The sequence below is a fragment of the Xylophilus sp. GW821-FHT01B05 genome (genome assembly GCA_038961845.1).
In the GTDB taxonomy this organism is placed as follows: domain Bacteria; phylum Pseudomonadota; class Gammaproteobacteria; order Burkholderiales; family Burkholderiaceae_C; genus Xylophilus.
Genome location: CP152408.1, coordinates 2519150 through 2545515, shown reverse-complemented (window position 1 = coordinate 2545515; position 26366 = coordinate 2519150). Strand labels below are relative to the sequence as shown.

General features: G+C 67.3%; 23 protein-coding genes. 7 read left to right on the top strand and 16 right to left on the bottom strand.

The genetic code is table 11. From position 1 onward, the window contains the following. Window positions 1–1167, top strand: a complete 1167-nt coding sequence (locus AAFF27_11890) for a cytochrome c biogenesis protein DipZ (protein ID XAH25843.1) — start codon at window positions 1–3, stop codon at window positions 1165–1167. Here AAFF27_11890 and AAFF27_11885 read toward each other — a convergent pair. From AAFF27_11885 to imuA, 4 genes are all read right to left on the bottom strand, one after another. After that, on the bottom strand, window positions 1164–2048 hold the full coding sequence (locus AAFF27_11885) for a DMT family transporter (protein ID XAH25842.1): 885 nt from the start codon (window positions 2046–2048) through the stop codon (window positions 1164–1166). The genes AAFF27_11890 and AAFF27_11885 overlap by 4 nt on opposite strands. Before the next feature lie 89 nt (window positions 2049–2137). Beyond that, on the bottom strand, window positions 2138–5383 hold the full coding sequence (locus tag AAFF27_11880) for an error-prone DNA polymerase (protein XAH25841.1): 3246 nt from the start codon (window positions 5381–5383) through the stop codon (window positions 2138–2140). Window positions 5384–5389: 6 nt separating this feature from the next. Next, complete coding sequence (locus tag AAFF27_11875; GenBank protein ID XAH25840.1) at window positions 5390–6697, bottom strand: DNA polymerase Y family protein; 1308 nt, start codon at window positions 6695–6697, stop codon at window positions 5390–5392. After that, window positions 6666–7442 carry a translesion DNA synthesis-associated protein ImuA gene (imuA, locus tag AAFF27_11870; protein XAH25839.1) on the bottom strand — a complete coding sequence of 259 codons (777 nt, stop codon included), beginning with the start codon at window positions 7440–7442 and terminating at the stop codon, window positions 6666–6668. The genes AAFF27_11875 and imuA overlap by 32 nt, the downstream gene beginning before the upstream one ends. A gap of 170 nt (window positions 7443–7612) precedes the next feature. Here imuA and AAFF27_11865 point away from each other — a divergent pair, with 170 nt between their 5' ends. After that, the gene (locus AAFF27_11865; protein ID XAH25838.1) at window positions 7613–9472 is read left to right on the top strand and encodes an ABC transporter ATP-binding protein; all 1860 of its coding nucleotides are present in this window, start codon (window positions 7613–7615) and stop codon (window positions 9470–9472) included. On the opposite strand, the gene AAFF27_11860 is transcribed toward AAFF27_11865, so the two are convergent. Both AAFF27_11860 and AAFF27_11855 read right to left on the bottom strand, forming a co-directional pair. Then, window positions 9469–9834, bottom strand: a complete 366-nt coding sequence (locus tag AAFF27_11860) for a DUF86 domain-containing protein (protein XAH25837.1) — start codon at window positions 9832–9834, stop codon at window positions 9469–9471. The two genes, AAFF27_11865 and AAFF27_11860, sit on opposite strands and share 4 nt — an antisense overlap. Then, window positions 9831–10121: a nucleotidyltransferase family protein gene (locus tag AAFF27_11855; protein ID XAH25836.1), complete on the bottom strand. Its 291-nt coding sequence runs from the start codon at window positions 10119–10121 to the stop codon at window positions 9831–9833. Before AAFF27_11855 ends, AAFF27_11860 begins: the two co-directional genes overlap by 4 nt. A 98-nt stretch (window positions 10122–10219) precedes the next feature. On the opposite strand from AAFF27_11855, the gene AAFF27_11850 reads away from it, so the two are divergent. Continuing rightward, the gene (locus AAFF27_11850) at window positions 10220–10942 is read left to right on the top strand and encodes a glutamine amidotransferase (GenBank protein XAH25835.1); all 723 of its coding nucleotides are present in this window, start codon (window positions 10220–10222) and stop codon (window positions 10940–10942) included. 7 nt (window positions 10943–10949) lie between these two features. On the opposite strand, the gene dmeF is transcribed toward AAFF27_11850, so the two are convergent. Continuing rightward, window positions 10950–11879 carry a CDF family Co(II)/Ni(II) efflux transporter DmeF gene (gene dmeF / locus AAFF27_11845; protein XAH25834.1) on the bottom strand — a complete coding sequence of 310 codons (930 nt, stop codon included), beginning with the start codon at window positions 11877–11879 and terminating at the stop codon, window positions 10950–10952. 73 nt (window positions 11880–11952) lie between these two features. Here dmeF and AAFF27_11840 point away from each other — a divergent pair, with 73 nt between their 5' ends. Next, window positions 11953–12228: a metal/formaldehyde-sensitive transcriptional repressor gene (locus AAFF27_11840; protein ID XAH25833.1), complete on the top strand. Its 276-nt coding sequence runs from the start codon at window positions 11953–11955 to the stop codon at window positions 12226–12228. Between the two features lie 85 nt (window positions 12229–12313). Here AAFF27_11840 and AAFF27_11835 read toward each other — a convergent pair whose 3' ends face one another. Next, complete coding sequence (locus AAFF27_11835; protein ID XAH25832.1) at window positions 12314–12952, bottom strand: CoA transferase subunit B; 639 nt, start codon at window positions 12950–12952, stop codon at window positions 12314–12316. 1 nt (window position 12953) lies between these two features. After that, complete coding sequence (locus tag AAFF27_11830) at window positions 12954–13766, bottom strand: CoA transferase subunit A (GenBank protein ID XAH25831.1); 813 nt, start codon at window positions 13764–13766, stop codon at window positions 12954–12956. 111 nt (window positions 13767–13877) lie between these two features. Here AAFF27_11830 and AAFF27_11825 point away from each other — a divergent pair, with 111 nt between their 5' ends. Then, entirely contained in the window at window positions 13878–14435 is a 558-nt protein-coding gene (locus tag AAFF27_11825) for a PAS and helix-turn-helix domain-containing protein (GenBank protein XAH25830.1), read from the top strand. Window positions 14436–14465: 30 nt separating this feature from the next. On the opposite strand, the gene AAFF27_11820 is transcribed toward AAFF27_11825, so the two are convergent. The 3 genes from AAFF27_11820 to AAFF27_11810 all read right to left on the bottom strand — a co-directional run bounded on the left by AAFF27_11820 (window position 14466) and on the right by AAFF27_11810 (window position 17810). Next, entirely contained in the window at window positions 14466–14714 is a 249-nt protein-coding gene (locus AAFF27_11820) for a helix-turn-helix domain-containing protein (protein ID XAH25829.1), read from the bottom strand. 83 nt (window positions 14715–14797) lie between these two features. Then, complete coding sequence (locus AAFF27_11815; GenBank protein ID XAH26223.1) at window positions 14798–16822, bottom strand: LamG-like jellyroll fold domain-containing protein; 2025 nt, start codon at window positions 16820–16822, stop codon at window positions 14798–14800. Window positions 16823–17012: 190 nt separating this feature from the next. Continuing rightward, window positions 17013–17810, bottom strand: coding sequence for an enoyl-CoA hydratase/isomerase family protein (locus AAFF27_11810; protein XAH25828.1), 798 nt, complete (start codon window positions 17808–17810; stop codon window positions 17013–17015). 189 nt (window positions 17811–17999) lie between these two features. Between AAFF27_11810 and adh the strand changes: the two genes are divergently transcribed. Continuing rightward, complete coding sequence (adh, locus tag AAFF27_11805; GenBank protein ID XAH25827.1) at window positions 18000–19520, top strand: aldehyde dehydrogenase; 1521 nt, start codon at window positions 18000–18002, stop codon at window positions 19518–19520. Window positions 19521–19530: 10 nt separating this feature from the next. Continuing rightward, window positions 19531–19917, top strand: a complete 387-nt coding sequence (locus tag AAFF27_11800) for a DUF779 domain-containing protein (GenBank protein ID XAH25826.1) — start codon at window positions 19531–19533, stop codon at window positions 19915–19917. A 233-nt stretch (window positions 19918–20150) separates the two neighbouring features. Here AAFF27_11800 and AAFF27_11795 read toward each other — a convergent pair whose 3' ends face one another. The 4 genes from AAFF27_11795 to AAFF27_11780 all read right to left on the bottom strand — a co-directional run bounded on the left by AAFF27_11795 (window position 20151) and on the right by AAFF27_11780 (window position 26314). Beyond that, window positions 20151–21548, bottom strand: coding sequence for an IS1182 family transposase (locus tag AAFF27_11795; protein ID XAH26222.1), 1398 nt, complete (start codon window positions 21546–21548; stop codon window positions 20151–20153). A gap of 215 nt (window positions 21549–21763) precedes the next feature. Next, window positions 21764–23659, bottom strand: a complete 1896-nt coding sequence (locus tag AAFF27_11790; protein ID XAH25825.1) for a sigma-54-dependent Fis family transcriptional regulator — start codon at window positions 23657–23659, stop codon at window positions 21764–21766. Between the two features lie 205 nt (window positions 23660–23864). Continuing rightward, on the bottom strand, window positions 23865–25331 hold the full coding sequence (locus AAFF27_11785) for a catalase (protein XAH25824.1): 1467 nt from the start codon (window positions 25329–25331) through the stop codon (window positions 23865–23867). 89 nt (window positions 25332–25420) lie between these two features. Beyond that, on the bottom strand, window positions 25421–26314 hold the full coding sequence (locus tag AAFF27_11780) for a DUF3014 domain-containing protein (GenBank protein XAH25823.1): 894 nt from the start codon (window positions 26312–26314) through the stop codon (window positions 25421–25423). Between the last annotated feature and the right edge of the window lie 52 nt (window positions 26315–26366).

The window sequence follows — 26366 nt, the reverse complement described above, 5'->3', positions numbered from 1 at the left end:
ATGCTGCAAACCGCATTGGCGCTGGGCGCCGGTATCGCAACCATCGCCAGCCCCTGCGTACTGCCGATGCTGCCCATCCTGCTGGGCGCAACGGTGGCGCGGTCGGGGAGCGCCAGCGGCCGTTACCGGCCGCTGTTCATCGCGCTGGGGTTCGTGCTTTCCTTCTCTGGCGCGGCCTGGCTTTTTGGTGCGTCCACCCGGGCGCTCGGACTGTCGCCAGACGCGCTGCGCACGGCCAGCATCGTCGTGCTGGCCTTGTCCGGCCTGCTGCTGATCTGGCCCACGCTGCTTGAGCGCGCGATGGCCCCGCTCGGCGGCCTGGCCAATCTGGCGCAGCGCCTGGGGGACCGCGCCGGCACCGGGTACGTCGGGGGCCTGCTCATCGGTCTGAGCCTTGGCCTGCTGTGGACACCCTGCGCCGGCCCGGTACTGGCCTCTATCCTGGCGCTGGTCGCGACCGAGCAGCAGCCCCGGCAGGCTGCGGCCCTGCTGCTTGCCTATGCGGTAGGGGCGGGGCTGCCGATGCTGCTCATTGCCTACGGTGGGCAGGCCGTGACGGCGCGCGTGCGCGGGCTGTCGCGCCATGCCGGGGTGCTGCGGAGAGTCTTTGGCCTTGGGGTCATCGCCACCGCGCTGGCCATGCACTGGCAGGTCGATGCGGCGGCCTCGGCCTGGCTGTCGCGCGCCATCTCTGCGGCGCCCACGGAGAGTGCAGGCACCTCTGCAAACATAGAGGCAACACAGGCGCCGGAATTCACCGGCATAGACACTTGGCTCAACACCGCGCCGCTCACCTTGGCCCAGCTGCGAGGCAAAGTGGTGCTGGTCGATTTCTGGACCTACTCCTGCGTCAATTGCCTGAACACCTTGCCGCAGCTCAAGCGCTGGCATGCGCAGTACCGCGACCAGGGGCTGGTGGTGGTGGGCGTGCATACGCCGGAGTTCGGGTTTGAGCGCGACACCGGCAATGTGCGGGCGGCCATCCAGCGCCTTGGCATCGACTATGCCGTGGCACAGGACAACCGCTACAAGACCTGGACCGCCTGGCACAACCAGTACTGGCCGGGCCTCTATCTGGTGAACCGTGAAGGACGCATCGTCTTCCAGCACGCGGGCGAAGGGGACTATGCGCAGATCGAGCAGCAAATCCAGGCGGCGCTACGCTAATCGACCGGCACCGGCGCCGGTGCGTCACGCGCCGTGGCGGTGCAGCCAATGGCCGCGGCCATGATGAAGGCAATGCCCAGCCATTGCACTGGCGTGGGTAGCTCGGCCAGGATGAAAACGCCGGCCAGGGCGCCCACCGCCGGTTCCAGGCTCAGCAGGATGCCGAAGGTGCGGCGCGGCAGGCGCTTCAGGGCCACCATCTCCAGCGAATAGGGCAGCGCGCTGGAGAAGATGCCCACCAGCAGCCCGGCCACCAGCAGGGACGGGTCTAGCAGCGCGGTGCCGGCGTGCGCGGCGCCGAAGGGCATGGTGACCAGCGCCGCGCACAGCAGGCCGATGGAGGTAGCCTGCCCGCCATGCGCGTTGCCGGCCTTTTGGCCGAACACGATGTACAGCGCCCACAGCGTGCCCGCCCCCAGCGCACAGACCGAGCCCAGCAGATCCGGCCGGGCGGCGGTGCCGTCGAACAGCAGCAGAAAGGCCAGCCCGATCACGGCCAGCCCGACCCAGATGAAATCCGCCCGGCGCCGCGACGACAGCACGGCCAGCACCAGCGGCCCGGTGAACTCCAGCGCCAGCGCAATACCCAGCGGCACGGTGCGCAGGGACAGGTAGAACAGCAGGTTGGTAAAGCCCAGCGTGGCGCCATAGAGGCAGATCCAGAGCGCATCGCGCCGCGCCAGCGGCCTGCGCCAGGGCCGCCACAGCGCCAGCAGGATCACCGCGGCAAAGGTGCAGCGCAGCGCCACCGTGCCCTGGGCACCAATCGCCGGGAACAGGCTCTTGGCAAAAGAGGTGCCGACGCAGAGCGAGATCAGGCTGCCAACCAGGCAGGCCACGGCGACGGGAACAGAGGGCTGGGACAGGCGGAAGATGGACAAGAGCGGCTCGCGGGTGGCGTGAATGGGCGCGGAGGGATGTCAGTGAGCGTAACCCGCCATCATAGAAAGACGGCGGCACTCGCAGCGTCTCAATGAAAGTCCCGGCTGCGCAAACTCTCGCCATCCAGCGCCCCCAGCAGCGCTGACAAGTCCTTGCAGCGACGCGCCAGCAGGTGGCGCACCACGCCCGCGCCCTCTTCTTCCTCGCTGCACTGCCATTGGCCTTCGACGGCCAGCAGGCGGGACTTGAGCAGTGGCTCGCGCTGCGCCTCCAGCACGTGCTGCCAGACGATGATGTTGACCACGCCGGTTTCGTCTTCCAGCGTGACGAACAGCGTGCCCTTGGCCGTGGGCGGGCGCTGGCGCATGGTGACGATGCCGCAGGCGCGCACGCTGCGGCCGTGCGGCACGTTGCGCAGTTGCTGGGCGGTGAGCAGTTGCATGCGCGCCAGCCGTGGGCGCAGCAGTGCGAGCGGGTGGCGGCGCAGGCTCAGGCCCAGCGATGCGTAGTCGCCCACGATCTCTTCGCCCTCCCCGGCCTGGGGCAAGAGCAGCGGCGCCTCGTCTACCGGCGCATCCTGCAGCAGCGCGGGCGTGCGCTGCTGGGCGGTGGCGTCCCAGACCTGTTGGCGGCGGTGGCCGGACAGCGGCAGCAAGGCATCGGCTGCGGCCAGCGCGCGCAGGTCGGCCGGCTCCAGCCGGGCGCGCTGGGCCAGGTCTTCGGTGCTGGTGAAGGGCGCCTTGGCGCGCGCGGCCAGCAGGCGCTGTGCGCCGGCCTGGCTCAACTGGCCGACGCGGCGCAGGCCCAGGCGCACGGCGGGCTGGGCAGCGTCTGGCGCGGCGGGCTCCAGCGTGCAGTCCCAATCGCTCGCCGTGACATCCACCGGCCGCACCTCCACGCCGTGGCGCTGCGCGTCTTGCACCAGCTGCGAGGGCGAGTAGAAGCCCATGGGCTGTGAATCCAGCAGCGCGGCCAGGAAGGCGGCGGGCTCGTGGCATTTGAGCCAGCTGCTGACGTACACCAGTTGGGCAAAGCTTGCGGCATGGCTCTCGGGGAAGCCGTATTCGCCAAAGCCCTCGATCTGCTTGAAGAGGCGCTCGGCAAAACTGCGCTCATAACCGTTGGCTTCCATGCCTTCGACCAGTTTGTCGTGGAAGGCCGAGATGCCGGCGCTGCGCTTCCAGGCCGCCATGGAGCGGCGCAGGCGGTCGGCCTCGTCAGCCGTGAAGCCGGCGGCGATCATGGCGATCTGCATCACCTGCTCCTGGAAGATGGGCACGCCCAGGGTGCGCTCCAGCGCGTCGTTGAGCGCTGGGTACTCGTACTCGATCTTGTCGCCCTTGCGCAGCCGCGCCCGCTGCCGCAGGTAGGGGTGCACCATGCCGCCCTGAATGGGGCCGGGCCGCACGATGGCGACTTCCACCACCAGGTCGTAATAGGTACGTGGCTGCAGGCGCGGCAGCATGGACATCTGGGCCCGGCTTTCGATCTGGAACACGCCCACGGTGTCGGCGGCGCAGATCATGTCGTAGGTGGCGGGGTCTTCTGCCGGCAGGTTGTGCAGCGCCCATTGCGTGCCGCGCCAGTGGTTGACCAGGTCCAGGCCACGGCGCAGCGCACTGAGCATGCCCAGCGCCAGCACGTCGACCTTGATCATGTGCATGGCTTCGAGGTCGTCCTTTTCCCACTGGACGATAGAGCGCTCCTTCATGCTGGCGTTTTCTACCGGCACCAGGCGGGTGAGCTTGGCCTGGGTCAGCACAAAGCCGCCCACGTGCTGGCTCAGGTGGCGTGGGAAGCCCTTCAACTGGGCCGTCAGCCCGAGCCACAGCGTGAGCAGGCCGGGCGCCACCGGCAGGCCTGCGCGCGCCACCGCCTCTTGCAGGCGCTCGGCCTGCAGGTTTTCGTCGAACCAGTAGTGGTCTTTGGCGAACTCGTCCACCAGCGCTGGCGGCACACCCAGCGCCTTGCCCACGTCGCGCAGCGCGCTGCGGGTGCGCCAGCAGATGACGACGGCGGCGATGGCGGCGCGCTCGCGGCCGTATTTGCGGTAGATGTACTGGATCACCTCCTCGCGCCGCTGGTGCTCGAAGTCGACGTCGATGTCAGGCGGCTCACGCCGCTCGCGGCTGACGAAGCGCTCAAACAGCAGATGGCTGTTGGCCGGGTCGACCGCGGTGATGCCCAGGCAGTAGCAGACGGTGGAGTTGGCAGCCGAGCCACGGCCCTGGCACAGGATGTTCTGGCTGCGCGCAAAGCGCACGATGTCGTCCACGGTGAGGAAGAACATGGCGTAGTCCAGCTCGTCGATCAGGGCCAGTTCCTTGTCGAGGTTGGCTTTGATCTTGTCTGGCACGCCCGTGGGGTAGCGCTCGGCCGCGCCAGCCCAGGCCAGGCGGGTAAGGGTCTGCATGGGCGTCTCGCCGCCGGGCACGTTTTCATGCGGGTACTGGTAGCGCGGCTTGATTTCTTCCAGGTCGAAGCGGCAACGCCGGGCTACTTCCAGCGTGTTGGCCAACAGCGCGGACGGGTAGAGGCTGGCCAGTTGATCGCGCGGGCGCAGATGGCGCTCGGCGCTGGGCTGCAGCGCAAAGCCGCAATCGGCCACGCTGCGGCCCTGGCGCACTGCCGTCAGCACGTCTTGCAGGCGCTTGCGTGAGCGCCGGTGCATATGCACGTCGCCCGCCGCGACCAGGGGCAGGCCGTGCGCGGCGCCGGCCTCTTGCAGTGCGGCCAGCCAGAGTGCGTCGTCCATCTGCTGGTGCAGTTCGGCCGCCAGCCATAATTCTTGGTCAAATATGGATCTAGCCCTTGTTGCACCTAGGCTGATAGCTACGGTATCAATAGCATCCGTTGGCAGGCGATTGGGCACATACAGCAGCTCGCAGCCGCGCAGCAGCCGGGCGTTGCGGCGGCCCAGGTCCACGCGGTAGTCGCCCTTGGCGGCGCCGCTGCAGCGCGCGGCGGTGATGAACTCGCACAGATTGCCCCAGCCGTCGATGTCGCGCGCCAGCGCCACCAGGCGAAAGCCGGCATCGGGGAAGGCGAACTCGCTGCCAAAAATTAGGCGCAGCGGTGTGTCATTGGCGGGCTGGGCCGCGGCGCACTCTGCCAGGTGATCGCGCAGGCCCAGGTGCGCGCGCACCACGCCGGCCACCGAGCATTCATCGGTGATGGCCAGCGCGCTATAGCCCAGCGCATGGGCGCGCTCCACCAGCTCATGCGGGTGCGAGGCGCCGCGCTGAAAGCTGAAGTTGCTCAGGCAGTGCAGCTCTGCGTAGGCCGGCGGTACGGGGGCGCTTGGTGGCCGTGGCGGCAGGCGGTAGAGGCTCATGGCGGCTCAGGCGTAGAAGCCCTGCAAGAACCAACGCCCTGCCCCGCCGCCCACAGGCGGGTGTTCCCGAAACACCCAGAGCAGCCCGGCCTCTTCGCTCTCGGCAATGAAGTAGTCGCGCAGCGCGCGCTCTTCTGGCGCGCACCACCAGCCGCTTTCGATGCGCTGCGGGCCGCACAGCAGGCGCAGCGGGCCGTGGTACTGGGGCAGGTCCTGCCCCGCCAAAGGCAAGGGTTGCGGCAGCAGCCAGGGCGGCGCCAGCGCGTCGGCCGTGCTGCCCTCTTGCAGGCCGCCGCCCGCCGCAGCCTTGGCGCCGGCCGGCACCCACTGCTGGCGGCATTCGGGCCGGTGGTCGGCGTGCAGCACCGGCACCTGGACCCGGTCTGCCCCCAGCCTGGCCTGCAGGCGTTCTACCAACTGGTGCAGGCGGTCGCCCTTGGTCTCTTCGCCGGGCAGCAGGCTGGTGGCGGCGCCGGCCCAGGGGTCGGTGTCGATCGAGCGCAGCCGCAGGCGATTGGCCGGCGCCTGCAGCACGCTGCGCGCCAGATGCTCGGCCGTGAGCCGGCGCAGATAGGCCATGTCGCGCGTGGGCTGGGCGGTACGCAGCAGCAGTTGGCCGTGGCGCGGCAGGTCTACGCCGTCCATGCGGCGCAGGTCCAGCGTCCACTCCAGCTCAAACGCGCGCACACCGCGCTGGCGCGCCTGCAGCCAGACCTGCAACTGGGCCAGCAGGCGGTGGGCGCTCCACATCAGCTCGGGTGCGCTGGTGGCCAGGGCGGGCAGCTCCAGCGCGGTATCGAAGGTCTCGGGCAGCGTGCACCAGGGGTAGTGCTCGGGGCGCTCGCCATAGGCGGTGTCGAGCGCATCGAGCAGCGCCGCGCCAAAGCGCCGTGCCAGCCCGGCGCGCGGCAGCGCCCGCAACTGGCGCCAGGTACGGCAGCCCATGTGGGCCAGGGTGCTGGCATGGGCGGCGGCGGCGCTTAGCGTGGCGATGGGCAGTGCGTCGGGCGCATCCCCGCGCCCCAGGCGCAGCCGCGCCAGCGCAAGCAGCCCGGTCGGCCCTTGGGCGCTGCGCAGATGGCCGGCCGCGTCGGCGGCACCAAACACTGCCTCCAGCGGCGCCTGGGCCAGCAACTGCTGAAGCAGTTGCTGGCGGCCGCCCCAGAGGCGCTCAGACACCGACACCTCCAGCAACAGTGCCTCGTCCAGCCGGGCCACGCGCGGCGTGAACTGCAGTGCCCACCAGGCCAGCGGCAGCAGGTCGGGCGTAGCCGGTGCGGCTTCAGCCCAGGGCTGCAGTGCGATCCAGTGCATGGCGGTTAGCCACAGTGCGCAAGGAGGCACGCCGGGTGGATGGAAACGGCAGCACCGCCGCTGGCGCAGGCGCGGCCCGGGCACGGCGGGCGGTGAGCAGCGCTGCCAGCGCTGCGGGATGGGCGGGCAGCCGCAGCTCTGCGTCCACCGGCGGGCCACGGCGCTTGAGTACCTGCACCCGCAGCGTGTCGGTGCCCGCCACTTGCAGCCGCAGGCGCGCGGGCGAGGCATCACGCTCGGCCGACGCATCACGAAAGACAAACAACAACCGCCCCTGCTGCTGCGCCGCCAGTTGCAGGCGCCGCAGCTCTGCGCTGCGCGCGTGGGGCAGCCAGGCCAGCACGGCGCAGACATCGGCGCAGCGCAGCGCCTGCTCGCCAGCCCAGAGCGCGCCGGCCCCGCGCTCTGGCCGCACCAGCAGCAGGCGCGATGCGGGCAGGCCCTGCCCTTGCAGGTAAGGCATAAAAGGCCGCCAGGGCGGCGCCACCAGCACCACCGGCCCCGGCGCCTGGCGCAACTGCTGGGCCAGGGCGGGCAGCAGCAACTGCCACACGTGCTGGCCAGGGCGGGCCTGCAGGATCTCGGTCAGGCTGCCCAGGGGCCAGCCGCCACCGGGCAGCACGGCATCGAGCGCATCAAAGCCCGTGGCCACCACGCCCGCCTGCGCGCTGCCGAGCTGGTCGGCACGCCAGACGGACGCCAGCGGGTCGGGCAAAGCAGGGGTTGCGGGGGCAAGGGCGGGCATGGTGTGGCGCTGAAAGTCGTTCTAGAATACTGTAAATTCATCCAGTATTTCAAGCCGATGATACAAAAGCCCTATGGCACTAGCCGTCACCCGCGCTGCCTATGATGGCCGGCTTGCCTGCTGCCTATAGCCATCTAAAAGATGGCCTCACCGTCTTGCGGAGACTCCGTTTGTTTGACTTCTTCGAGCGCCGCCTCGACCCCTATCCCGCCACCGATCCAACGCCGCCACCCAACAGCTTCCCGCGCTTTGTGTGGGCTTGCACCGCCGGCCTGCGCGGCTGGATCCTGGCCCTGACCTTGTTGACTGCCGCCATCGGCGCCTTTGAGGCGCTGTTGTTTGCCATGCTGGGCCGCGTCGTCGACTGGCTGGGCCACACCGCGCCTGCGCGTTTGTGGGCCGAGCAGGGTTCGACCCTGTGGCTGCTGGGTGGCGTGCTGGCGGGCAGCGTCGTGCTGGTGGGCCTGCAGACCGTCGTCAAGCACCAGACATTGGCGGGCAACTTCCCGATGCGGCTGCGCTGGAACTTTCACCGCCTGATGCTGGGCCAGAGCATGTCCTTCTACCAGGACGAATTTGCCGGCCGCATCTCCACCAAGGTGATGCAGACCGCGCTGGCCCTGCGCGACATGATCTTTACCGTCACCGATGTGCTGGTGTCGATGGCGGTGTACTTCATCACCATGGTGATCCTGGCCGCCAGCTTTGACCTGCAGTTGATCTGGCCCTTCCTCGGCTGGCTGGCGCTGTATGTCGCCGCCAGCTTCTGGTTTGTGCCGCGCCTGGGCAAGGTCGGCAAGGCGCAGGCCGATGCACGCTCATTGATGACCGGGCGCATCACCGATGCCTACACCAACATAGCCACCGTCAAGCTGTTCTCGCACCACCGGCGCGAGGCCGACTTTGCCCGCTCGGCGATGAAAGAATTTTTGCTCAGCGTGCACGGCCAGATGCGGCTGGTAAGCGCCTTCGAGGTCGTCAACCACATCCTCAGCATGGTGCTGATCGTCTCGGTGACCGGGTTGGCGCTGTGGCTGTGGACGCAGGGCACCATTGGCGTTGGCGCGGTGGCCGTGGCCACTGCCATGGCGCTGCGCCTGAACGGTATTTCGCAGTGGCTGATGTGGCAGTTGTCCGGGTTGTTTGAGCAGATCGGCACGGTGCAGGACGGCATGGGCATCTTCACCCGCCCGCGCGCCATCCTCGATGCGCCCAAGGCGCTGCCGCTTACGGTGCCGGCCGGTGCCATCCGCTTCGAGCAGGTGGATTTCGGCTATGGCCGCAGCCGCAAGATCATCGACAACTTCTCGCTCAGCATCCGTCCGGGCGAGAAGATCGGGCTGATCGGCCGCTCGGGCGCGGGCAAGTCCACCCTGGTGAACCTGCTGCTGCGTTTTTATGACGTGGAAGCCGGCCGCATCCTGATCGACGGCCAGGACATCGCCCAGGTCACGCAAGACAGCCTGCGCGCCCATATCGGCATGGTCACGCAAGACACCTCGCTGCTGCACCGCTCGGTGCGCGACAACATCGGCTATGGCCGCCCGGACGCCGACCACACCTTGGTCGAGGCCGCGGTGCAGAACGCCGAGGCGCAAGAGTTCATCGCCGCGCTGGGCGATGCCAAGGGCCGCACCGGCTACGACGCCCACGTGGGCGAGCGCGGCGTGAAGCTCTCGGGCGGCCAGCGCCAGCGCATCGCCATTGCCCGCGTGATGCTGAAAGATGCCCCCATCCTGCTGCTGGACGAGGCCACCAGCGCACTCGACTCAGAAGTAGAGGCCGCCATCCAGCAAAGCCTGTACCGCCTGATGGAAGGCAAGACCGTGATCGCCATCGCCCACCGGCTCTCCACCATCGCTGCCATGGACCGGCTGGTGGTGCTGGAGCATGGCCGCATCGTCGAAGAAGGCGACCACCGCAGCCTGCTGGCGCAAGGCGGCGTCTATGCCCGACTTTGGGCGCACCAGAGCGGCGGCTTTTTGGGGGAAGAGGCGGACGACGAAGCGGCGGTGGCCGAGTCGGCTTAAAGAGCGGCGGCGGCGGCGCCCTGGCGCACGGCGGGCAATTGCTTCAGCAATGCCGGCAGCGCCGCCTGTACCGTCTCCCAGACCACCTCAAGGTTGATGTCGAAGTAGCCATGCGCGATGCGATTGCGCATGCCACGCATGCTGCGCCAAGGCACTTCGGGGTGGGCCTGGGTGAACTCGGCGTAGCTGTCCATCAGCTTTGTCGCCGCCTCACCAATGATGACGAGACTCATGACAACGGCTTGCTGGGTGCGCTTGTCTTCAAGGAAATCGGCTTTGCCCAAGCCCTCGACGAAGCTGCAGGCATCCTTTGCTGCCTGTTGCATATGGTCAAGGTAATCAAGAAGGCGGCCCTCGCTCATACCGGCTGCGCTTCTGCAAGCACCTGAGCACGAAACTTCACCGGCAGGTCGGCGGGGGTCAGCAGATCGACGTGGATGCCCAGCAAGGCCTCCAGCTCGACTTGCAGGCCGCCCAGATCGAACAGCGTTGCGCCTGGCAGCGCATCGACCAGCAGATCGAGGTCACTGCCGTCCTGGTCAGTGCCGCGCAGTACCGAGCCGAAAACCCGCGGGTTTGCCGCGCGAAAGCGGCTGGCCGCTTCACGGACAGCACTTCGCTTGAGTTCAAGCACAAGTGAGGGTCGCATGGGCACTCTCCTGGTCACTGGTGGAATGCAGGCATTTTGCTTGAGTCCGTCTTCCAAAGATGAAAGCATGCGCAAGCTCTTGGCATACGATTTCTTATATGGATACGCCCCACCCCCTGCCCTTCCTCATCATCAAGCTAGGCGACACCCTGGACGCCCTACGCTCTGAGCGCGGCGATTTCGACTGCTGGATTGCCGAGGGGCTGGGTGCCACTGCCGTGCCGGTGCAGGTCTGCGATCCGCGGCGCGGTGATGCGTTGCCGGCGCATGCCAGCATCGCCGGCGCGGTGGTGACCGGCTCGCACGCCATGGTTACGCACCGCGCCGACTGGAGCGAGCGCACGGCGCAGTGGCTGGCTGAAGGTGTTGCCCGTGGCACGCCCTTGCTGGGTATTTGCTACGGCCACCAACTGCTGGCGCATGCGTTGGGCGGTGTGGTGGACGACCATCCGCAGGGCCTGGAGATGGGCAGTGTCGACATTGCGCTGCACCCTGCGGCGTCAGACGATCCGCTGTTCCACGGCCTGCCCAGCCACTTCCGCGCCCATGCCGTGCACCGCCAGACAGCGCTGCGCCTGCCCGAGGGCGCCGTGGCGCTGGCCAGCAATTCGCACGAGCCGCACCATGCCTTCCGCGTGGGCGACTGCGCCTGGGGCGTGCAGTTTCACCCCGAGTTCAATGCCGATGCGATGCGTGGCTACATAGATGCGCTGGCAAGCGACCCGGCGCCGTTGCGCGCAGGCGTGTCCGATACGCCCATCGCCGCCGGCCTGCTTGGCCGCTTCGCCCGCTGGGCCGAGGCACGTGGCTTCGCGCCTTGACCGTCACTCAGCCCAACTGCGGCGCCACCTCGACCGTGATGTGCACCAACTCCTCATGCACCGCGATCAGGCGGCGGAAGTCCTCCGGCTGCGCCGGCCCGGCAGACTGCAGCGCCACGATGCAGGCATAGCGGCCCTTGCCCACGCGCCACACATGCAGGTCGGTGATGGTGGCGGGCACCGGGCTGGCGGCGATGGCCTCGCGCACTTCTTGCACCACGGGGGCATCCATCTCTGCGTCTAGCAGCACCCGGCCGGCGTCGCGCAGCAGGCCCCAGGCCCAGACGGCGACCAGTGCCGCACCGACGATGCCCATGGCCGGATCAAGCCAGGACCAGCCCCAGAGCCAGCCGCCGGCCAGCGCCAGGATGGCCAGCACGGAGGTGGCCGCGTCCGCCAGCACGTGCAGGTAGGCTGAGCGCAGGTTCAGGTCATGGTGGTGGTCGTGTCCATGTCCCTCGTGGTGATGCTCATGTGCATGGCCGCCGCCATGCAGCATGCGCGCGCAGACCAGGTTCACCAGCAGGCCGACGATGGCGATGGCAATGGCCTGCTCGTAGTGAATGGGCTGCGGAGCCACCAGCCGCTCGACCGACTGGAACAGCATCAGAGCGGCAATGCCCACCAGCAGCATGGCGCTGGTGTAGGCGGCCAGCACCTCGATCTTGCCGGTGCCAAAGCAGAAGCGCCGGTCTGCCGCAAAGCGCCGCGCCGCGCCATAGGCCAGCACCGACAGGCCCAGCGCCAGCGCATGCGAGCCCATGTGCCAGCCGTCGGCCAGCAGCGCCATGGAGTTGAAGTACCAGCCGCCGGCGATCTCCGCGACCATCATGGCCGCCGTCAGCCAGACGGCGCGGCGCGTGCTGCGCTCGGCCATGGGGTTGACGACATCGAACTGGTGACTGTGGCTGCCGGGAATGGGGGCGGCAAGGGACATGGCGGGCTCCTGAAGAGTCGCCAAATATACTCCCCCCTAGTATTTTTTCAAGGAACGCGGAGACAATCGCACCATGGGCCATACGATTCGCGATCAGAAAAAACTAGTGGCCCGGGTGCGCCGCATCCGGGGACAGTCCGAGGCATTGGAGCGGGCCTTGCTGGCTGGCGTTGGCTGCGGGCCGGTGCTGCAGCAGATCGCGGCCATCCGTGGCGCGGTGAATGGCCTGATGGCCGAGGTGCTAGACGGCCATCTGCGCGAGCACCTGACCGACGAAAACCACACGCCGCAAGAGCGTGCGGAAGAGCTGGACGAGGTGCTGGGAGTGCTGCGCTCTTATCTGCGCTGAGGATGCGCAGAATTAAAAATGATAGCTATAAGCCCAGGCGTGGCCTGGGCTAAAGCCACTTTTTCCTTAAAAATCCAAAAAGACCTCAGAGCAGCGGTGCGCCAGTCTTGGCCTGCAATGCTTCGCGCGTCACGCCAGGCGCCAGCTCCACCACCTTCAGCCCCTCAGGCACCACATCCAGCACGGCCAGATCCGTGATGATGCGGTCCACCACGCCCACGCCGGTCAGCGGCAGGCTGCAGGTTTTCAGGATCTTCAGGTCTTCGGTGCCGTCCTTCTTCTTGGCCACGTGCTCCATCAGCACGATCACGCGCTTGACGCCGGCCACCAGGTCCATGGCGCCGCCCATGCCCTTGACCATCTTGCCCGGGATCATCCAGTTGGCCAGGTCGCCCTTCTCGCTCACCTGCATGGCGCCGAGGATGCTCAGGTTGATCTTGCCGCCGCGGATCATGGCAAAGCTGTCGTGGCTGCCAAAGATGGACGAGCCAGGGATGGTGGTCACCGTCTGCTTGCCGGCATTGATCAGGTCGGCGTCCACCGTGTCTTCCGTGGGAAACGGGCCGATGCCGAGCATGCCGTTCTCCGACTGCAGCCAGACTTCCTTGTCTGCGGGCACATGGTTGGCCACCAGCGTCGGGATGCCGATGCCCAGGTTCACGTAGAAGCCGTCTTCCAGCTCCTGGGCGGCGCGCGCCGCCATCTGGTCTTGGGTCCAGGGCATGTCAGGCTCCTTTTTTCTTGTCGACGGGAACGGTGGGCAGCGGCACGCCGCTGCCTGCGGCGGCTTGCGCGATGGCGGTCTGGGCCTCGACCTTGGCGGCGGCGGCATCCACCGGCGCAGCGGCCGAGAGCGTGCGCTTCTCGATGCGCTTCTCAGGTGTCGGGTTGAGCACGATGCGGTGCACGTAGATGCCCGGCAGGTGGATGTCGTCGGGCTCAATCTCGCCCACTTCGACGATGCGCTCTACCTCGACGATGCAGACCTTGCCGGCCATGGCGGCGGCCGGGTTGAAGTTGCGTGCGGTCAGCCGAAAACGCAGGTTGCCGGATTTGTCGGCCACGTCGGCCTTGACCAGCGCCACGTCGGGCACCAGCGAGCGCTCCATGACATAGGTCTCGCCGTCGAACTCGCGCAGCTCCTTGCCCTCGGCCACCTGCGTGCCCACACCGGTCTTGGTGAAGAAGGCCGGGATGCCCGCGCCGCCGGCGCGCAGCTTCTCGGCCAGCGTGCCCTGGGGCGTGAACTCCAGCTCCAGTTCGCCCGCCAGGTACTGGCGCTCAAACTCCTTGTTCTCGCCGACGTAGCTGGAGACCATCTTCTTGATCTGCCGCGTCTCCAGCAGCTTGCCCAGGCCAAAGCCATCGACACCCGCGTTGTTGGAGATGACCGTCAGGTCCTTCTTGCCGGAATCGCGCAGCGCGTCGATCAGGGCTTCGGGGATGCCGCAGAGGCCAAAGCCCCCGACAGCGAGCAATTGGCCGTCTTGCACCACGCCTTGCAGCGCGTCACGGGCCGAGGGATACAGCTTGTTCACGACAAGAGCCTCCAAGGGGGAAAAATCGGAAGCCCAGACGATACTACCTATCGCCATACGTAGAAGCGCCTAAGCAGAATCCCGAACGCCTCTTTCGCACACTCCCATCTCATGGACATTGATTACCGCCTGGCCTTCGAGCTGGCGCCCGTGGGCCTGGCGCTGTCGCGCGAGCGCACCATCGTGGATTGCAACCAACAGCTCTGCGACACCTTTGGCGCCACGCGCGGGCAGCTCATAGGCCAGTCCTTTCGCATCCTCTACCCCAGCGCCGACGAATACGAGCGCGCCGGCGAGCGCATCGCCCCGGTCATGAACGCCGCCGGCCGCTATGCCGACGACCGCGTGATGCGCCGGGTAGACGGCCGCCACAAGGGCGAGGTGTTCTGGTGCCACGTCACCGGCCGCGCCTTCGACCGCGCCCAGCCGCATGGCGCCGGCATCTGGAGCTTCGAAGACCTGAGCGCGCGCCGCACCGTGCGGGCCGAGCTCACCCCGCGCGAACGCGAGGTGGCGGCGCACCTCAGCTCGGGCGGCCGCACCTCAAAAGAGATTGGCCGCGCGCTGGGCATCAGCCACCGCACGGTCGAGATCTATCGGGCGCGGCTGATGCGCAAGTACGGGGCCAGCAGCGCGGCGGATTTGCTGCAGCGGCTGATGGCGGGTTGACCCGGCATCGCCAAGCCGGCAAGAACGTTCTCAGCCCTTGCGGTAGCGGATCGCGGATTTGCCCAGCGGCGCCCGGGCCGGCGCAGGTGTGCTGGCGGCGGCGGGGCCGGGCTTCTTCAGGCTGCCGTAGATCTGGTCGGGCGAGGCGCCCAGCGCGCGTGCCGCACGCGCCACCTTGCCGCCGCAGGCCTGCAAGGTGCGCTTGATCTGCTCGGACTGGTAGCTGCGCAATGCAGAGAGAAAGCGCCGCGATGAACCCTTCTGCTGCCGATCCGCCATGGGAAGCCTCCTACGGTGTTTCAAGCGCATTCTTGTCGGGACGCCGCGCCAGCAGCATAGGGTCAGACCCGATGGTCTAACGCTTAGCTGCGGCGCGCCGTGAGCCACTTGCCAGAGGGCAAGGCTTCGGCCGCGATACGCACTTCACCGATCTTGCCAAAGAAGCCGTCGGCGCGGTCGCCATCCCAGGAGCCGGCGCCGACCACCCAGGGCGAGCTGGCAGACAGTGCGGCCAGGCCGGGCACATTGCTGGTGTTGCGCAGCACCGGCGCACCTTCGACATACATCACGGTGTCGTGCGTGCTGGGGTCGTTGACGATGGCAATGTGCACCCAGGTGTCGGCAATGATTTCGCCCGACCAGCTCGCGTCGCCTTCGCGCGCGCCGGTGACGTCGGGCACCACTTCCCACTGCACCTCGCGCAGGCTGGAGATGGCAAACAGCAAAGGCGGGGATTCCGGGTCGCCACCGTCGAAACCGGCCAGGTCGCCGCGCTTGCCGTCGCGCGTCATGATGTTCATCCAGGCGTTCTTTGACTTGTCCCAGGCCTTGTCGATCTTGATGAAGGCCTCGATGGTGTAGCCCGTGCTGGTGAAGGTCTGCGCGTTGATGGCGGCCGTGGTGTCGGTCAGGAAGTAGCTCATGCGCGGCGTGTTCTTGTCGGTGTTCAAGAACGCCACCGAGCCCGGCGCCGCAGACAGGCGGTGGTGGTCGCTGCTCCAGACGATGTCCCCCACTTCTGCGCCGACGATGTCGCTGGTGTTGAGCTGGTCGCGCTTGAGCGGGTTGGCGCCGGTGACGTCGGCGATCTGCGTGCCCGGGGCAATGGCCGCGCCCTCGGCGCCACCAAAGAAGCGCCAGTGCGCCACGGTGGAGGCCACCTTGGGATAGTCGTCGCTGTCCTTGGCCGCCACCTGGACCAGGGCTGCGGGCTCGGTGAAGCCCTTCAGCACCAGGGCCTTGGCCTGGTCCACCAGCGACGAGGCCACGGTGGCCGTGCCGGTGCCGAAGTTCGCATTGAAGCGCGCAAAGCGCTTGGCGAAATTCATGCTGATGTTGAAGGTGTGGTTGGTCTCGGTCAGCACGGCCTGGTCGAACGCATTCAGGGTGTCTGCCGGCTTCATCGGCACCCAGGGCGAGAACGACAGCACCTTGATCAGGTTGTTGGTCAGGTCGAACTCATACAGCCGCATCAGGCCGTTGCCGCCCTGGTAGGCCATCTGGTAGTCCACCACCATTTCTTCGACGGGGTTGCCGAAGTCATTGGTCTTGGTCAGGTGGGCGCCGCCATGGTGGTGGCCGTTGAGCGTCATGAAGATCTGATCGTTGTCGCGGATCAGCTTCTCCCACAGCATCTTGCCGTAGCCGGTCTCCAGCGGGCTCACGGCGTCTGGCGCAATGTTCAGCAACTGGTGGTTGACCAGGATGACGGGCAGCGTGGGGTGCGCGGCAATCACGCTGCGCGCCCAGGCAATGCCCGCATCCGAGATGCGCCAGGACAGCGACAGCACCAGGAACTGCTGGTCTTGCGCCTTGAAGGTGTGGTACTCGTGGAAGCCGGTGCTGTCGCGCTCGCCAAAGGTGGACTGGCGCTGGGCGCGCTTGGTGCCAAACCATTGCAGATAGGGCTCGTTGGCCAGCACGCGCTGGGTGTCGGTGCCGGTGCTGGGACTGAAGTCGTAGTCCACGTCGTTCAGCACGTCGTGGTTGCCGGCCAGGATCGAGTACGGCACCTTGGCCACCTCCAGCACCTGCATGGCGGTGTCGGCCACCTTCCACTGCTCGGGCTTGCCGACCTGGTCCACCACGTCGCCCAGGTGGATCAGGAAAGGAATGTTGAGCTTGGCCGCGTTGTCGGCCACCCATTTGGTCTGCGCAAAGTACGGCTCGCTGCCGTAGTGGCGCTCGTACTGGCTGCTTTCCGTGGACGTGGCGTAGCGTGAATAAAACTGGGTGTCAGGCAACACCGCCAGTGCAAAGCTGGAGATCTGGGCGGAAGCCGCCGTGGCGGCGCCACCGCTGGCAGCGCTGTCATTGCCATCGCTGCCGCCGCCGCAGGCGCTCAGCAAGCCCCCCGATGCCACCGTGGTGGCCGACGCCAGGCCCATTTTCAGCAAGTTGCGGCGATGGAAGCCCCCGCGTGAAATGTCAGGAGTCGACGCGTCGATCTGGGTGTCGGGCGCGGCGCCGTCCGGGCGTTGGGATTCAAAATTTTTCACCAAAGGGCTCACATCAAGGAAGGAAGCGAGCGAATGTATTCAGGACATATGACCTACATATGACGTTTGTAAATGGTCATCAAACACCTGAAAACACCGGCGTGCGGCGCTCTGCGAAGGCCTGCAGGCCTTCGGCGAAATCAGCGCTGGCCTGGCACAGCGCCACGCGCGCCTGGATGACGGCCGTATCAAAAACCTGCCGCGCGATCTCGTTGATCGACTGCTTGATGCCTTGCGCGGCCAGCGGCGCCAGTTGCGCCAAGCGGGCCGCCAGCGCCTGCACCGCCGCAGGCAATTCAGCCGCCGGCAACAACTGGTCCAGGTAGCCCATGGCCAGCAGCGCCTCGGCATCGACCGCCTCGGCCCGCAGAAACAGGCGCTTGCTGGCATTGGTGCCCAGGCGCGACACGTAGCGCACCAGCCCGCTCGGGTAGTAGTGCAGCCCCAGCGCGGCGGCCGGCATGCGCAGCTCCATGCCCTGCACGCCCAGGCGAAAGTCGCAGGCCAGCGCCAGGTCGGTGGCGCCGCCATAGACGCTGCCATTGAGCGCGCAGATGGTCAGCGGCCGCAGCCGCTCCAGCGCGTCGGGCACGGCCTCGAACGCGAGCGGCGTGCCGGCCTGCGCGCCCGGCGCCACGTCAAAACCGCCCACGTGGTAGCCGGCGCTAAAGACCGGCCGCGCGCCCTCAGCCACTGCGGCCAGCACCAGCACGCGCACGGCGGGGTTGGCGTCCACCTGCGCGAAGTGGGCCAGCAGGGTTTGCAGGTCTTCGTCCTGCAGCCGGTTGCGGTGCGCCGGGCGGTTGAGGGTGATGGTGGCCACGGCGCCGTCAATGGACAGCAGCGGCACGGATGGAGCGGGTATGGAAGAAGACATGGCCCGGATTATTCGTTGCCGGACCTGTTGCGTTGCGCCACAAGGTGACAGCACAACTGTTGCACAACGAAACACTGTGCGCCGCAGAGCACGCCGCAGCGCGCCCTGCGGCGCACTGGCATGTGACTTGCCATAAACAACTGCGGCACAACGCATCCGCATCCATTTCGCACTACAGGAGACACCCTCATGGACATGACCGAAATCCGCCACCTTGGCCTGGACAACCCCTACAAGAAGGAATACGGCAACTACATCGGTGGCCAGTGGGTGCCGCCGGTGGACGGCCAGTACTTCGACAACATCACGCCGATCACGGGCAAGCCCTTTACCCGCATCCCGCGCTCCAACGCCAAGGACATCGAGGCCGCGCTGGACGCCGCCCACGCCGCCAAGGCCGCCTGGGGCAAGACGCCCGTCACCGAACGCGCCAACATCCTGCTGAAGTTTGCCGACCGCATGGAGGCCAACCTGAAGCTGCTGGCCGTGGCCGAAACCATAGACAACGGCAAGCCGCTGCGTGAAACCATGGCCGCCGACCTGCCGCTGGCGGTGGACCACCTGCGCTACTTTGCCGGCTGCATCCGCGCGCAGGAAGGCGGCATCAGCGAGATCGACCACGAGACCGTCGCCTACCATTTCCATGAGCCGCTGGGCGTGGTCGGGCAGATCATTCCGTGGAACTTCCCCATCCTGATGGCGATATGGAAGCTGGCACCCGCGCTGGCCGCCGGCAACTGCGTGGTGCTCAAGCCCGCAGAGCAAACGCCCGCCTCGATCCTGGTGCTGCTGGAGCTGGTAGGCGACCTGCTGCCACCCGGCGTGCTCAACGTGGTCAACGGCTTTGGGCTGGAGGCGGGCAAGCCGCTGGCGTCCAGCAGCCGCATCGCCAAGATTGCCTTTACCGGTGAGACCACCACCGGCCGGCTGATCATGCAGTACGCCAGCCAGAACATCATCCCGGTGACGCTGGAGCTGGGCGGCAAGAGCCCCAACGTGTTCTTCGAAGACGTGATGGCCGCAGACGACGCCTTTCTGGACAAGGCGCTGGAGGGCTTCACCATGTTTGCGCTGAACCAGGGCGAGGTCTGCACCTGCCCAAGCCGCGCGCTGATCCAGGAATCGATCTACGAGAAGTTCATGGAGCGGGCCTTGAAGCGCGTGGCCGCCATCAAGCAGGGCCATCCGCTGGACGCCGCCACCATGATCGGTGCGCAGGCCTCGCAGGAGCAGATGGAAAAAATCCTCTCCTACATCGACCTGGGCAAGCAGGAAGGCGCACAACTGCTGGCCGGCGGCGCGCGGCAAGAGCGCCCGGGCGACACCCAAGGCGGCTACTACATCCAGCCCACGGTCTTCAAGGGGCACAACAAGATGCGCATCTTCCAGGAGGAAATCTTCGGGCCGGTGCTGTCGGTGACCACCTTCAAGGACGAGGCCGAGGCGCTGGCGATTGCCAACGACACGCTCTACGGCCTGGGCGCCGGCGTCTGGAGCCGCGACGGCAGCCGCGCCTTCCGCATGGGCCGTGGCATACAGGCCGGCCGAGTCTGGACCAACTGCTACCACGCCTATCCGGCGCATGCGGCCTTTGGTGGCTACAAGCAGTCAGGCATTGGCCGCGAGAACCACAAGATGATGCTGGACCACTATCAGCAGACCAAGAATCTGCTGGTGAGCTACAGCCCCAATAAATTGGGCTTTTTCTAGCCCATCCGGTATGAGTACTGCCACTGCACCGACCCGCGTGTCGGCCACACCGGCCGCCGAGGCGCTGATCGCGCAGTTGACGGCGCAGCATGGGCCGCTGATGTTCCACCAGTCAGGCGGCTGCTGCGATGGCAGTGCGCCCATGTGCTTTGCGCTGGGCGAGTTCATGGTCGGCGACGCCGACGTGAAGCTGGGCGAGATCGGCGGCGCGCCCTTCTACATGAGCCGCTCGCAGTTCGAATACTGGGAGCACACGCATCTCATCATCGACGCCGTGCCCGGCAACGGCGGCATGTTCTCGCTGGAGCGGCCGACCGGGCTGCGCTTTCTGACCCGGTCACGATTGTTCGAGGATGCCGAGTGGGCGGCATTGCCGGCGCTAGACGTGCAGCACTGACGGCCCATACCCAATTGCGTTCCTTCGGCAAGAACCGTTCACGACACCATACCGTTCGGGCTGAGAAGGCGTGAAAAAATCAACTCCCATGCGCCAACAGGCGGCTTGAAGGCCGCGGTGGCCAATTGAACGGGGCGGGGCGAGCTCCTGGCCTCTCGGAGGTCCCAGAGCGCCCAGCCGCAGTCTTGGGGGCCTTGTGGAGGCTGCAGGGCGAGCCTGCAAGCGCGCTCAGTTCACCCCCCGAGCGCAAACCCCAGCGAGCGCATGCGCATCAAGTTATGCGCCAGCGCGTGCCACAGCAGCACCGCGCGTGCCTTCAACTTGCCGCACACATTCAGGCGGTACAAGCCCCGTCGCCTGAGCTGCGCATTGGCGCATTCGATACTTGCGGCGCGGCGCCTGTAGAGCTTCTGGCCCTCGTCACTGGCCATGAACGCGCGCCACTGCGCAATCAACGGTGAGTCACTGGCCTTGGGGCTGAGCGGATCGAAGCCAGGTTTGCGGCTGCGCGAGGGCGGCACCACCGGCTGCGTGCCGCGACGGCTGAGTTCCTCGAGTGCGTCGTACTGGGGGTAGCCACCATCGGCCAGCCAGTGCGTGGGCGTGCGGCCGTAGCGCTGCTCGATCTGGCGATGCATGGGCGCCATCTCATGCATATCGCTGCCCGCGCAGACCACCGCGATACCGGCGATCAACTGCGTGGCCTCGTCCACCAGCACCTGCGCGTTGTAGGCCGGACGGAATCCTCCGTCGGCCATCTTCATCACCCGGGCGTCTGCATCCGTGGTGCTGACCCGCTTGGGCGCGCCTGCGCTGGACTTCGGCTGCGCCTCGCCGCTGGCGGGGCGTGGCTCGGCAGGTGGGGCGTCGGGTTCGGGCAGGGCGCTGGGAGCATCCCCGGCGGGGCTATCACCTACTGGGGCCTGGCCAGACTTGCCTCGCCTGGCACGCGCACTGGCCTTGTTCTTGATCTTGTCGAGTGCGCCCCGCTCGATCTCGCCGAAGGTCTGCAGTGCCCGGGCCAGGCGCTCCTCGCGCTCCCGTGCGGCGCGTTCGCGCGCGGCGGCCTTGCGCCGCGTGCTGGCGCCCGCATCGGCCTCGAGTTCGCTCTTGAGGGCGTTGACCTGGGCGAGCGCCAAGGCATGCAGCTCGCCCAGGCGCTCCTTGCGCCGGAAGCTCGAGGCCTTGGCGTGGGCGCGAACGCGCAGGCCGTCCTGGGCGACTACGTCGAGCGTGACCAGCTTGCGCTCCATGAGCGCGGCGATGCTGCGGGTGAGTTGCGCATCGAGCCATTCGGTGTTGGCTGTGCGAAAGCTCGCCAGCGTGTGGTAGTTGACCCCGACGCCACCGCAGAGCCAGCGGTAGATGTCGTCGCGCTCGCACAGCCGGTCGATCTCGCGGGCCGAGCCCACGCCCTCGACGGTGGCCCACAGCCACAGCGCCATGAGGATGGCCGGATCGATGGCGGGTGCGCCGGCCGAGCCTTGCACCGACTTGACCTGGGCGTAGAGCGGCGCGAGGTCCAGCGCCTGCACAAAAGCCCAGACGCTGCGCGCGGGATGGTCTGCGGCGACAAGGGCATCGAGGTCGCAGGGGCGTAGCTCGATCTGCTGGCGATCGGCGTGCAGCAGGCGTGGCGTGCCTGCTGTGTGCGCCGGCTTTGCTGGCCGTGGCGTTGCAACTACGGCGCCATCTGCGGGCGCTTCGTGGAACAGGGCCGCTTGTTCGGATGTCTTGGGGGCGTTGCTTGCGTTGGCCATTCGCTATCAACGCACGGGGGCGGATATTCGTTCACACCTTCTGAGCTTGTCGAAGCCCTTCGACAGGCTCAGGGCGAACGGCCATGTCAATGCCGCTGCAGGTGCCGATAAACAGTATTGCGCGACACCCCCAGCGCGCGCGCCGCCGCCGACACATTGCCGCCATGTGCGGCCAGCGCCTGTTGCACCGCATCGGTCGCCCGCTCGCGCAAGCCAGCGGGTGGCGGGGGAGCACCGTCAGATGCGGTGGCGTCCAACGCCTCCAGAAAATCCTCGGGCAGGTGGCTGCGGCGGATCAGGGCCTCGCCATCGGCCAGCAGCAAGGCGGTGCGCAGCACGCCGGCCATCTGCCGCAGGTTGCCTGGCCAGCGGCAGCGCGCCAGCAGGGCCTGGACCTCGTCGTCCAGTGCCGGCACCGGCCCGCCCTCGGCGGCGCTCTGCAGCAGGCGCTGCACGATCACCTGCAGATCGGTGCGTTCGCGCAGCGGCGGCAGCCGCACGGTCAGGCCGTTCAGGCGGTAGTACAGGTCTTCGCGGAAACTGCCGGCCGCCATCATCTCGCGCAGGTTGCAGTGCGTGGCGCAGACCACCGCCACATCCACCGGCAGCGGCTGGGCGCCGCCCAGCGGCGTTACCGCGCGCTCTTGCAGCACGCGCAGCAGCCGCGCCTGCAAGGCCAGCGGCATGTCGCCGATCTCATCCAGAAACAAGGTGCCGCCATGGGCCTGCTGGACCAGCCCGGTGCGGCCCTTGCGGCGCGCGCCGGTGAAGGCGCCGTCCTCGTGGCCGAACAGCTCGGACTCGATCAACGCCTCCGGGATGGCCGCGCAGTTCACCGCCACAAAGGGCGCGGCGCGGCGTGGCGAATCTTGGTGAATGGCGCGCGCCAGCAGCTCCTTGCCGGTGCCGGTCTCACCCAGGATCAAGATGGGCACGTCGCGCCCGCGCAGCTTGCCCACGCGCTCCAGCACACGCGCCACCTGCGGGTCGCCGGTGGCCAGATAGCGCAGGCCGGACAGGGGCGGCGCGCCCATACCTGCGCGCGCGGGGCGCAGTTTCACCGCCGGCTCGTGCGCGGGCCCATCGGCCAGCACCCGTACAGGCGGCCGTTGCAACGCCAACCGCGCCATCACCTTCCCGCCGTGTGGCAGGTAGAGCGACAGGATCTGCGCCGGGTCGCGGGCAGCGCTGTCGCGCAGCGCCTCCAGCGCCACGCCAAACAATGCGCCAAAGCTCTGCTCCTGCAAGGCGCGCAGTGACAGCCCTCCCAACTGAAACCGCGCACTGCGGTTGGCCGACAGCAAGCGCCCATCTGGCGTAAAGGCGGCAATGCCCTCCATCAAGGTGCCCAAAAAACCCGCCTGGCTGTGAAAGTGCACGCGTACCGCCTGCGCAAAGCGGGTGTTGAAGAAGTGGTTCTCCACCATTTGGGCCGACATGCGCACCAGCGCCAGCGTGTGCGGGTGGCCGTCGCGGTGGTCGCTGCTGACATCCAGTGCCCCCACCACTTGCCCCATCGGGTCCAGGATCGGTGCGCAGGTGCAGCTCAGGAAGTGGTTGGCGCGCAGGTAGTGCTGGTCGGCATGGACCTGGGTGGCCGTGCCCTCGACCAAAGCGGTGCCGATGGCATTGGTGCCACGGTAGCGCTCCGACCACAGGCCGCCGGGCTGCAGGGCCACACGCTGCGCCTTGGCCAGAAAGTCATCGTCGCCCAGCGCATGCAGGATGGCGCCTTCGCAGTCGGTCAGCAGCACCATGCTGCGTGTGCCGGCGATCTGGCCGTAGAGCGTTTCCATGACCGGGCGCGCATGCACGAACAGGTCGCGGCTGCCATCGAGCAGGTCGGCCAAGTCAGAGCGCGACAGCGGCGCCACGTCGGGCGCGTCTTGCTGCCGCAGGCCAAAGGCCAGCGAGCGCTGGTGCGACAGCGCGATGACATCCTGGCCCTGCACCAGGGGGGCGGGTGAAAGCTCGGTACGCATGTCTCCTCCAAAGAGGCTCACCGTGAAGAGCAGTTCTACGGCGAGGTGAAGGGCACGGTAGCACGGGCAGCTGACAGCGGCGACCGATAGAACCAGCCCGCATCAAGGGCTTTGCGGCACAGCCTTTTGCAAGGCTGGCCGCAATTTAAGAGAAATAGGCCTCTAGCCCTTATTGCATCTGGACTTATAGCTATCTATTTAATAGCTACCTCTTCAGCTTGCGCGCCACGGCCGCGCCATAGGCCGGGTCGGCCTTGGTGAAGTGCGAGACCTGCAGGTCTTGCACGTCCTTGGTCACTTCCTTCAATTCGTCGGCGATGTTGGTGGTCAGGCGGTCTTGCGCGTCGGGCTTCAGCAGGCGGTACAGGTTGCCGGCCTGGGTGAAGTCATCCGACTGGCCGCGCTCGTCGTAGTAGCCCGCTGTGCCCTGCAGTGCCCAGCCCGGGTCGCCGTGGCCAAAGCCGGTGGTGTCGGTGCCGGCGGCCTGGACGTTGGCGTAGTTCTTGGCCGAGTGGTCGTTGCTGACCGACGTGGCCATGGCGCCGTCGCGCTGCTGGTTGTGGAAGGGGCAGCGCGGGCTGTTCACCGGCAGGTGCTGGTGGTTGGTGCCCACGCGGTAGAGCTGGGCGTCGTGGTAGCCAAACAAGCGGCTTTGCAGCATCTTGTCCGGGCTGTAGCCCAGGCCGGGCACGATGTTGGCGGGCGAGAAGCCGGCCTGCTCCACGTCGGCGTGGTAGTTGTCGGGGTTGCGGTTGAGTTCCAGCACGCCCACGGGGATGCGCGGGAAGTCCCCATACGGCCAGACCTTGGTCACGTCGAAGGGGTTCCAGCCGGTCTTCTTTTCCCAGGCCACGGCGGCGGCCTCGGTCATGACCTGGATCGCCACATCCCACTTGGGGAAACGGCCGGCGGCGATGGCGTTGAACAGGTCGCGCTGGGCGTAGTCCGGGTCGCTGCCGGCCAGGCGTTTGGCCTCGTCGGCGCTCAGGTTCTTGATGCCCTGCTGGGTCTTCAGGTGCCACTTGACCCAGACCCGCTCGCCCGCAGCATTGATCAGGCTGAAGGTGTGGGTGCCAAAGCCGTCCATGTGGCGATAGCCGTCGGGCGTGCCGCGGTCGCTGTACAGCATGGTGACCTTGTGCGTCGATTCGGGCGCATGGCTCCAGAAGTCCCACTTCATTTGCGGCGACTTCAGGTTGGTCTGCGGGTCGCGCTTTTGCGTGTGGATGAAGTCCGGGAACTTGATGCCGTCCTTGATGAAGAACACCGGCTCGTTGAGGCCCACCAGGTCCCAGTTGCCGTCTTCCGTATAGAAGCGCAGCGCAAAGCCGCGTGGGTCGCGCTCGGTGTCGGCGCTGCCTTTCTCACCCCCGACGGTAGAGAAGCGCAGAAAGGTCTCGGTTGTTTTGCCCACCTTGTCGAGCAGCCTGGCCTTGGTGTACTGGCTGATGTCGTGGGTGACGGTGAAGGTGCCAAAGGCGCCCGAGCCCTTGGCATGCACCACGCGCTCGGGGATGCGCTCGCGGTTGAAGTGCTGCAGCTTCTCGATCAGGTGAAAGTCCTGCAGCAGCACCGGGCCACGAGGGCCTGCGCTTTGCGAGTTCTGGTTGTCGGCTACCGGGATGCCAGACGCCGTGGTCAGCTTGGGGCTACGGTCATTCTTCTTGCTCATCGGGGGTGCTCCTCTGTTGCGGTGGAAAAAAGCGTTGGATGACAGGTGGAAATGCGCTCCTTATTCAGCAAAAGCAGACAGCCAATGACTCAAGACTTGCCCGCATCGATCTTGCCGCCGGCCACCAGTTGGTTGCGCCAGTCACGCAGCTTGGCTTTCAGCCGCCGTTCGTTCACCGGCCCCATGCGCACCAGCAGCTTCTGGCCGGCGGAAAGCGACTGCAGCGCCGGGTCGGCAAATTCGTAGCGCACCCAAGGCCGCACCGAAGGCACGTCGCCCTTGACCTCGGTCAGTTGCACCGCGATCGGGCCGGTCGGCTCGGGTGTCTGCAACAAGTGGTCTATCACCCCCACCAGGCGGTCGTTGAAATAGCGGCCCGGGTAGCCCAGCTCTTCGTACGCTTCCTGGAACAGCGGGTAGAGCCGGCGGTACAGCGCCACCGACTTGGCCGTGTCCACCGACTCCGCGAACTGCACAAAGGGCGTGTAGCGCGCGGCGTTGTCCAGCGCGATGTACTGCGCCCCGCCCTGCTGCCCGCTCACGCTGAAGCGCTGCGGCGCCGGCTGCACCGGCCACATGCGCGAAGGCGCCTGTTCACGCGTGAGGTTGTCGACCGTGGCCACCGCGCGGCGCACAAAGCCGTCCATCTGCAGCCACGACAACACCGACTTGCGGCTCAGCAGGCCTTCCAGCGCCGAGCCCACGGTGCCGTCGGAGTCGGCCAGCGCCGGCAGCTTGGCGGCGGGCTCTGCGGCCGGCGGCTCGACCGGGAATTGCGGCCCGGCGGGCGCAGCCGGTGCGGGCGCGGGCTCTGGCGGGGTCTCTGGCGCGGCGGCCTGGGGCGGCAGCGCATCCGGCACGGGCGCGCGCTGCTGCCAGTACCACCAGCCGGCAGCGGCGGCCAACAGCAGCACAACAACGGCAATGACGGGCTTCAGGGCAGAAGGCTTTTCACGCGGCGGACGAAAGTCGGAATCAGACATGGGCAATCGCTCCTTCAAAGGCAGGGCCGCCCGCACAACCGCGGGCGCTGTG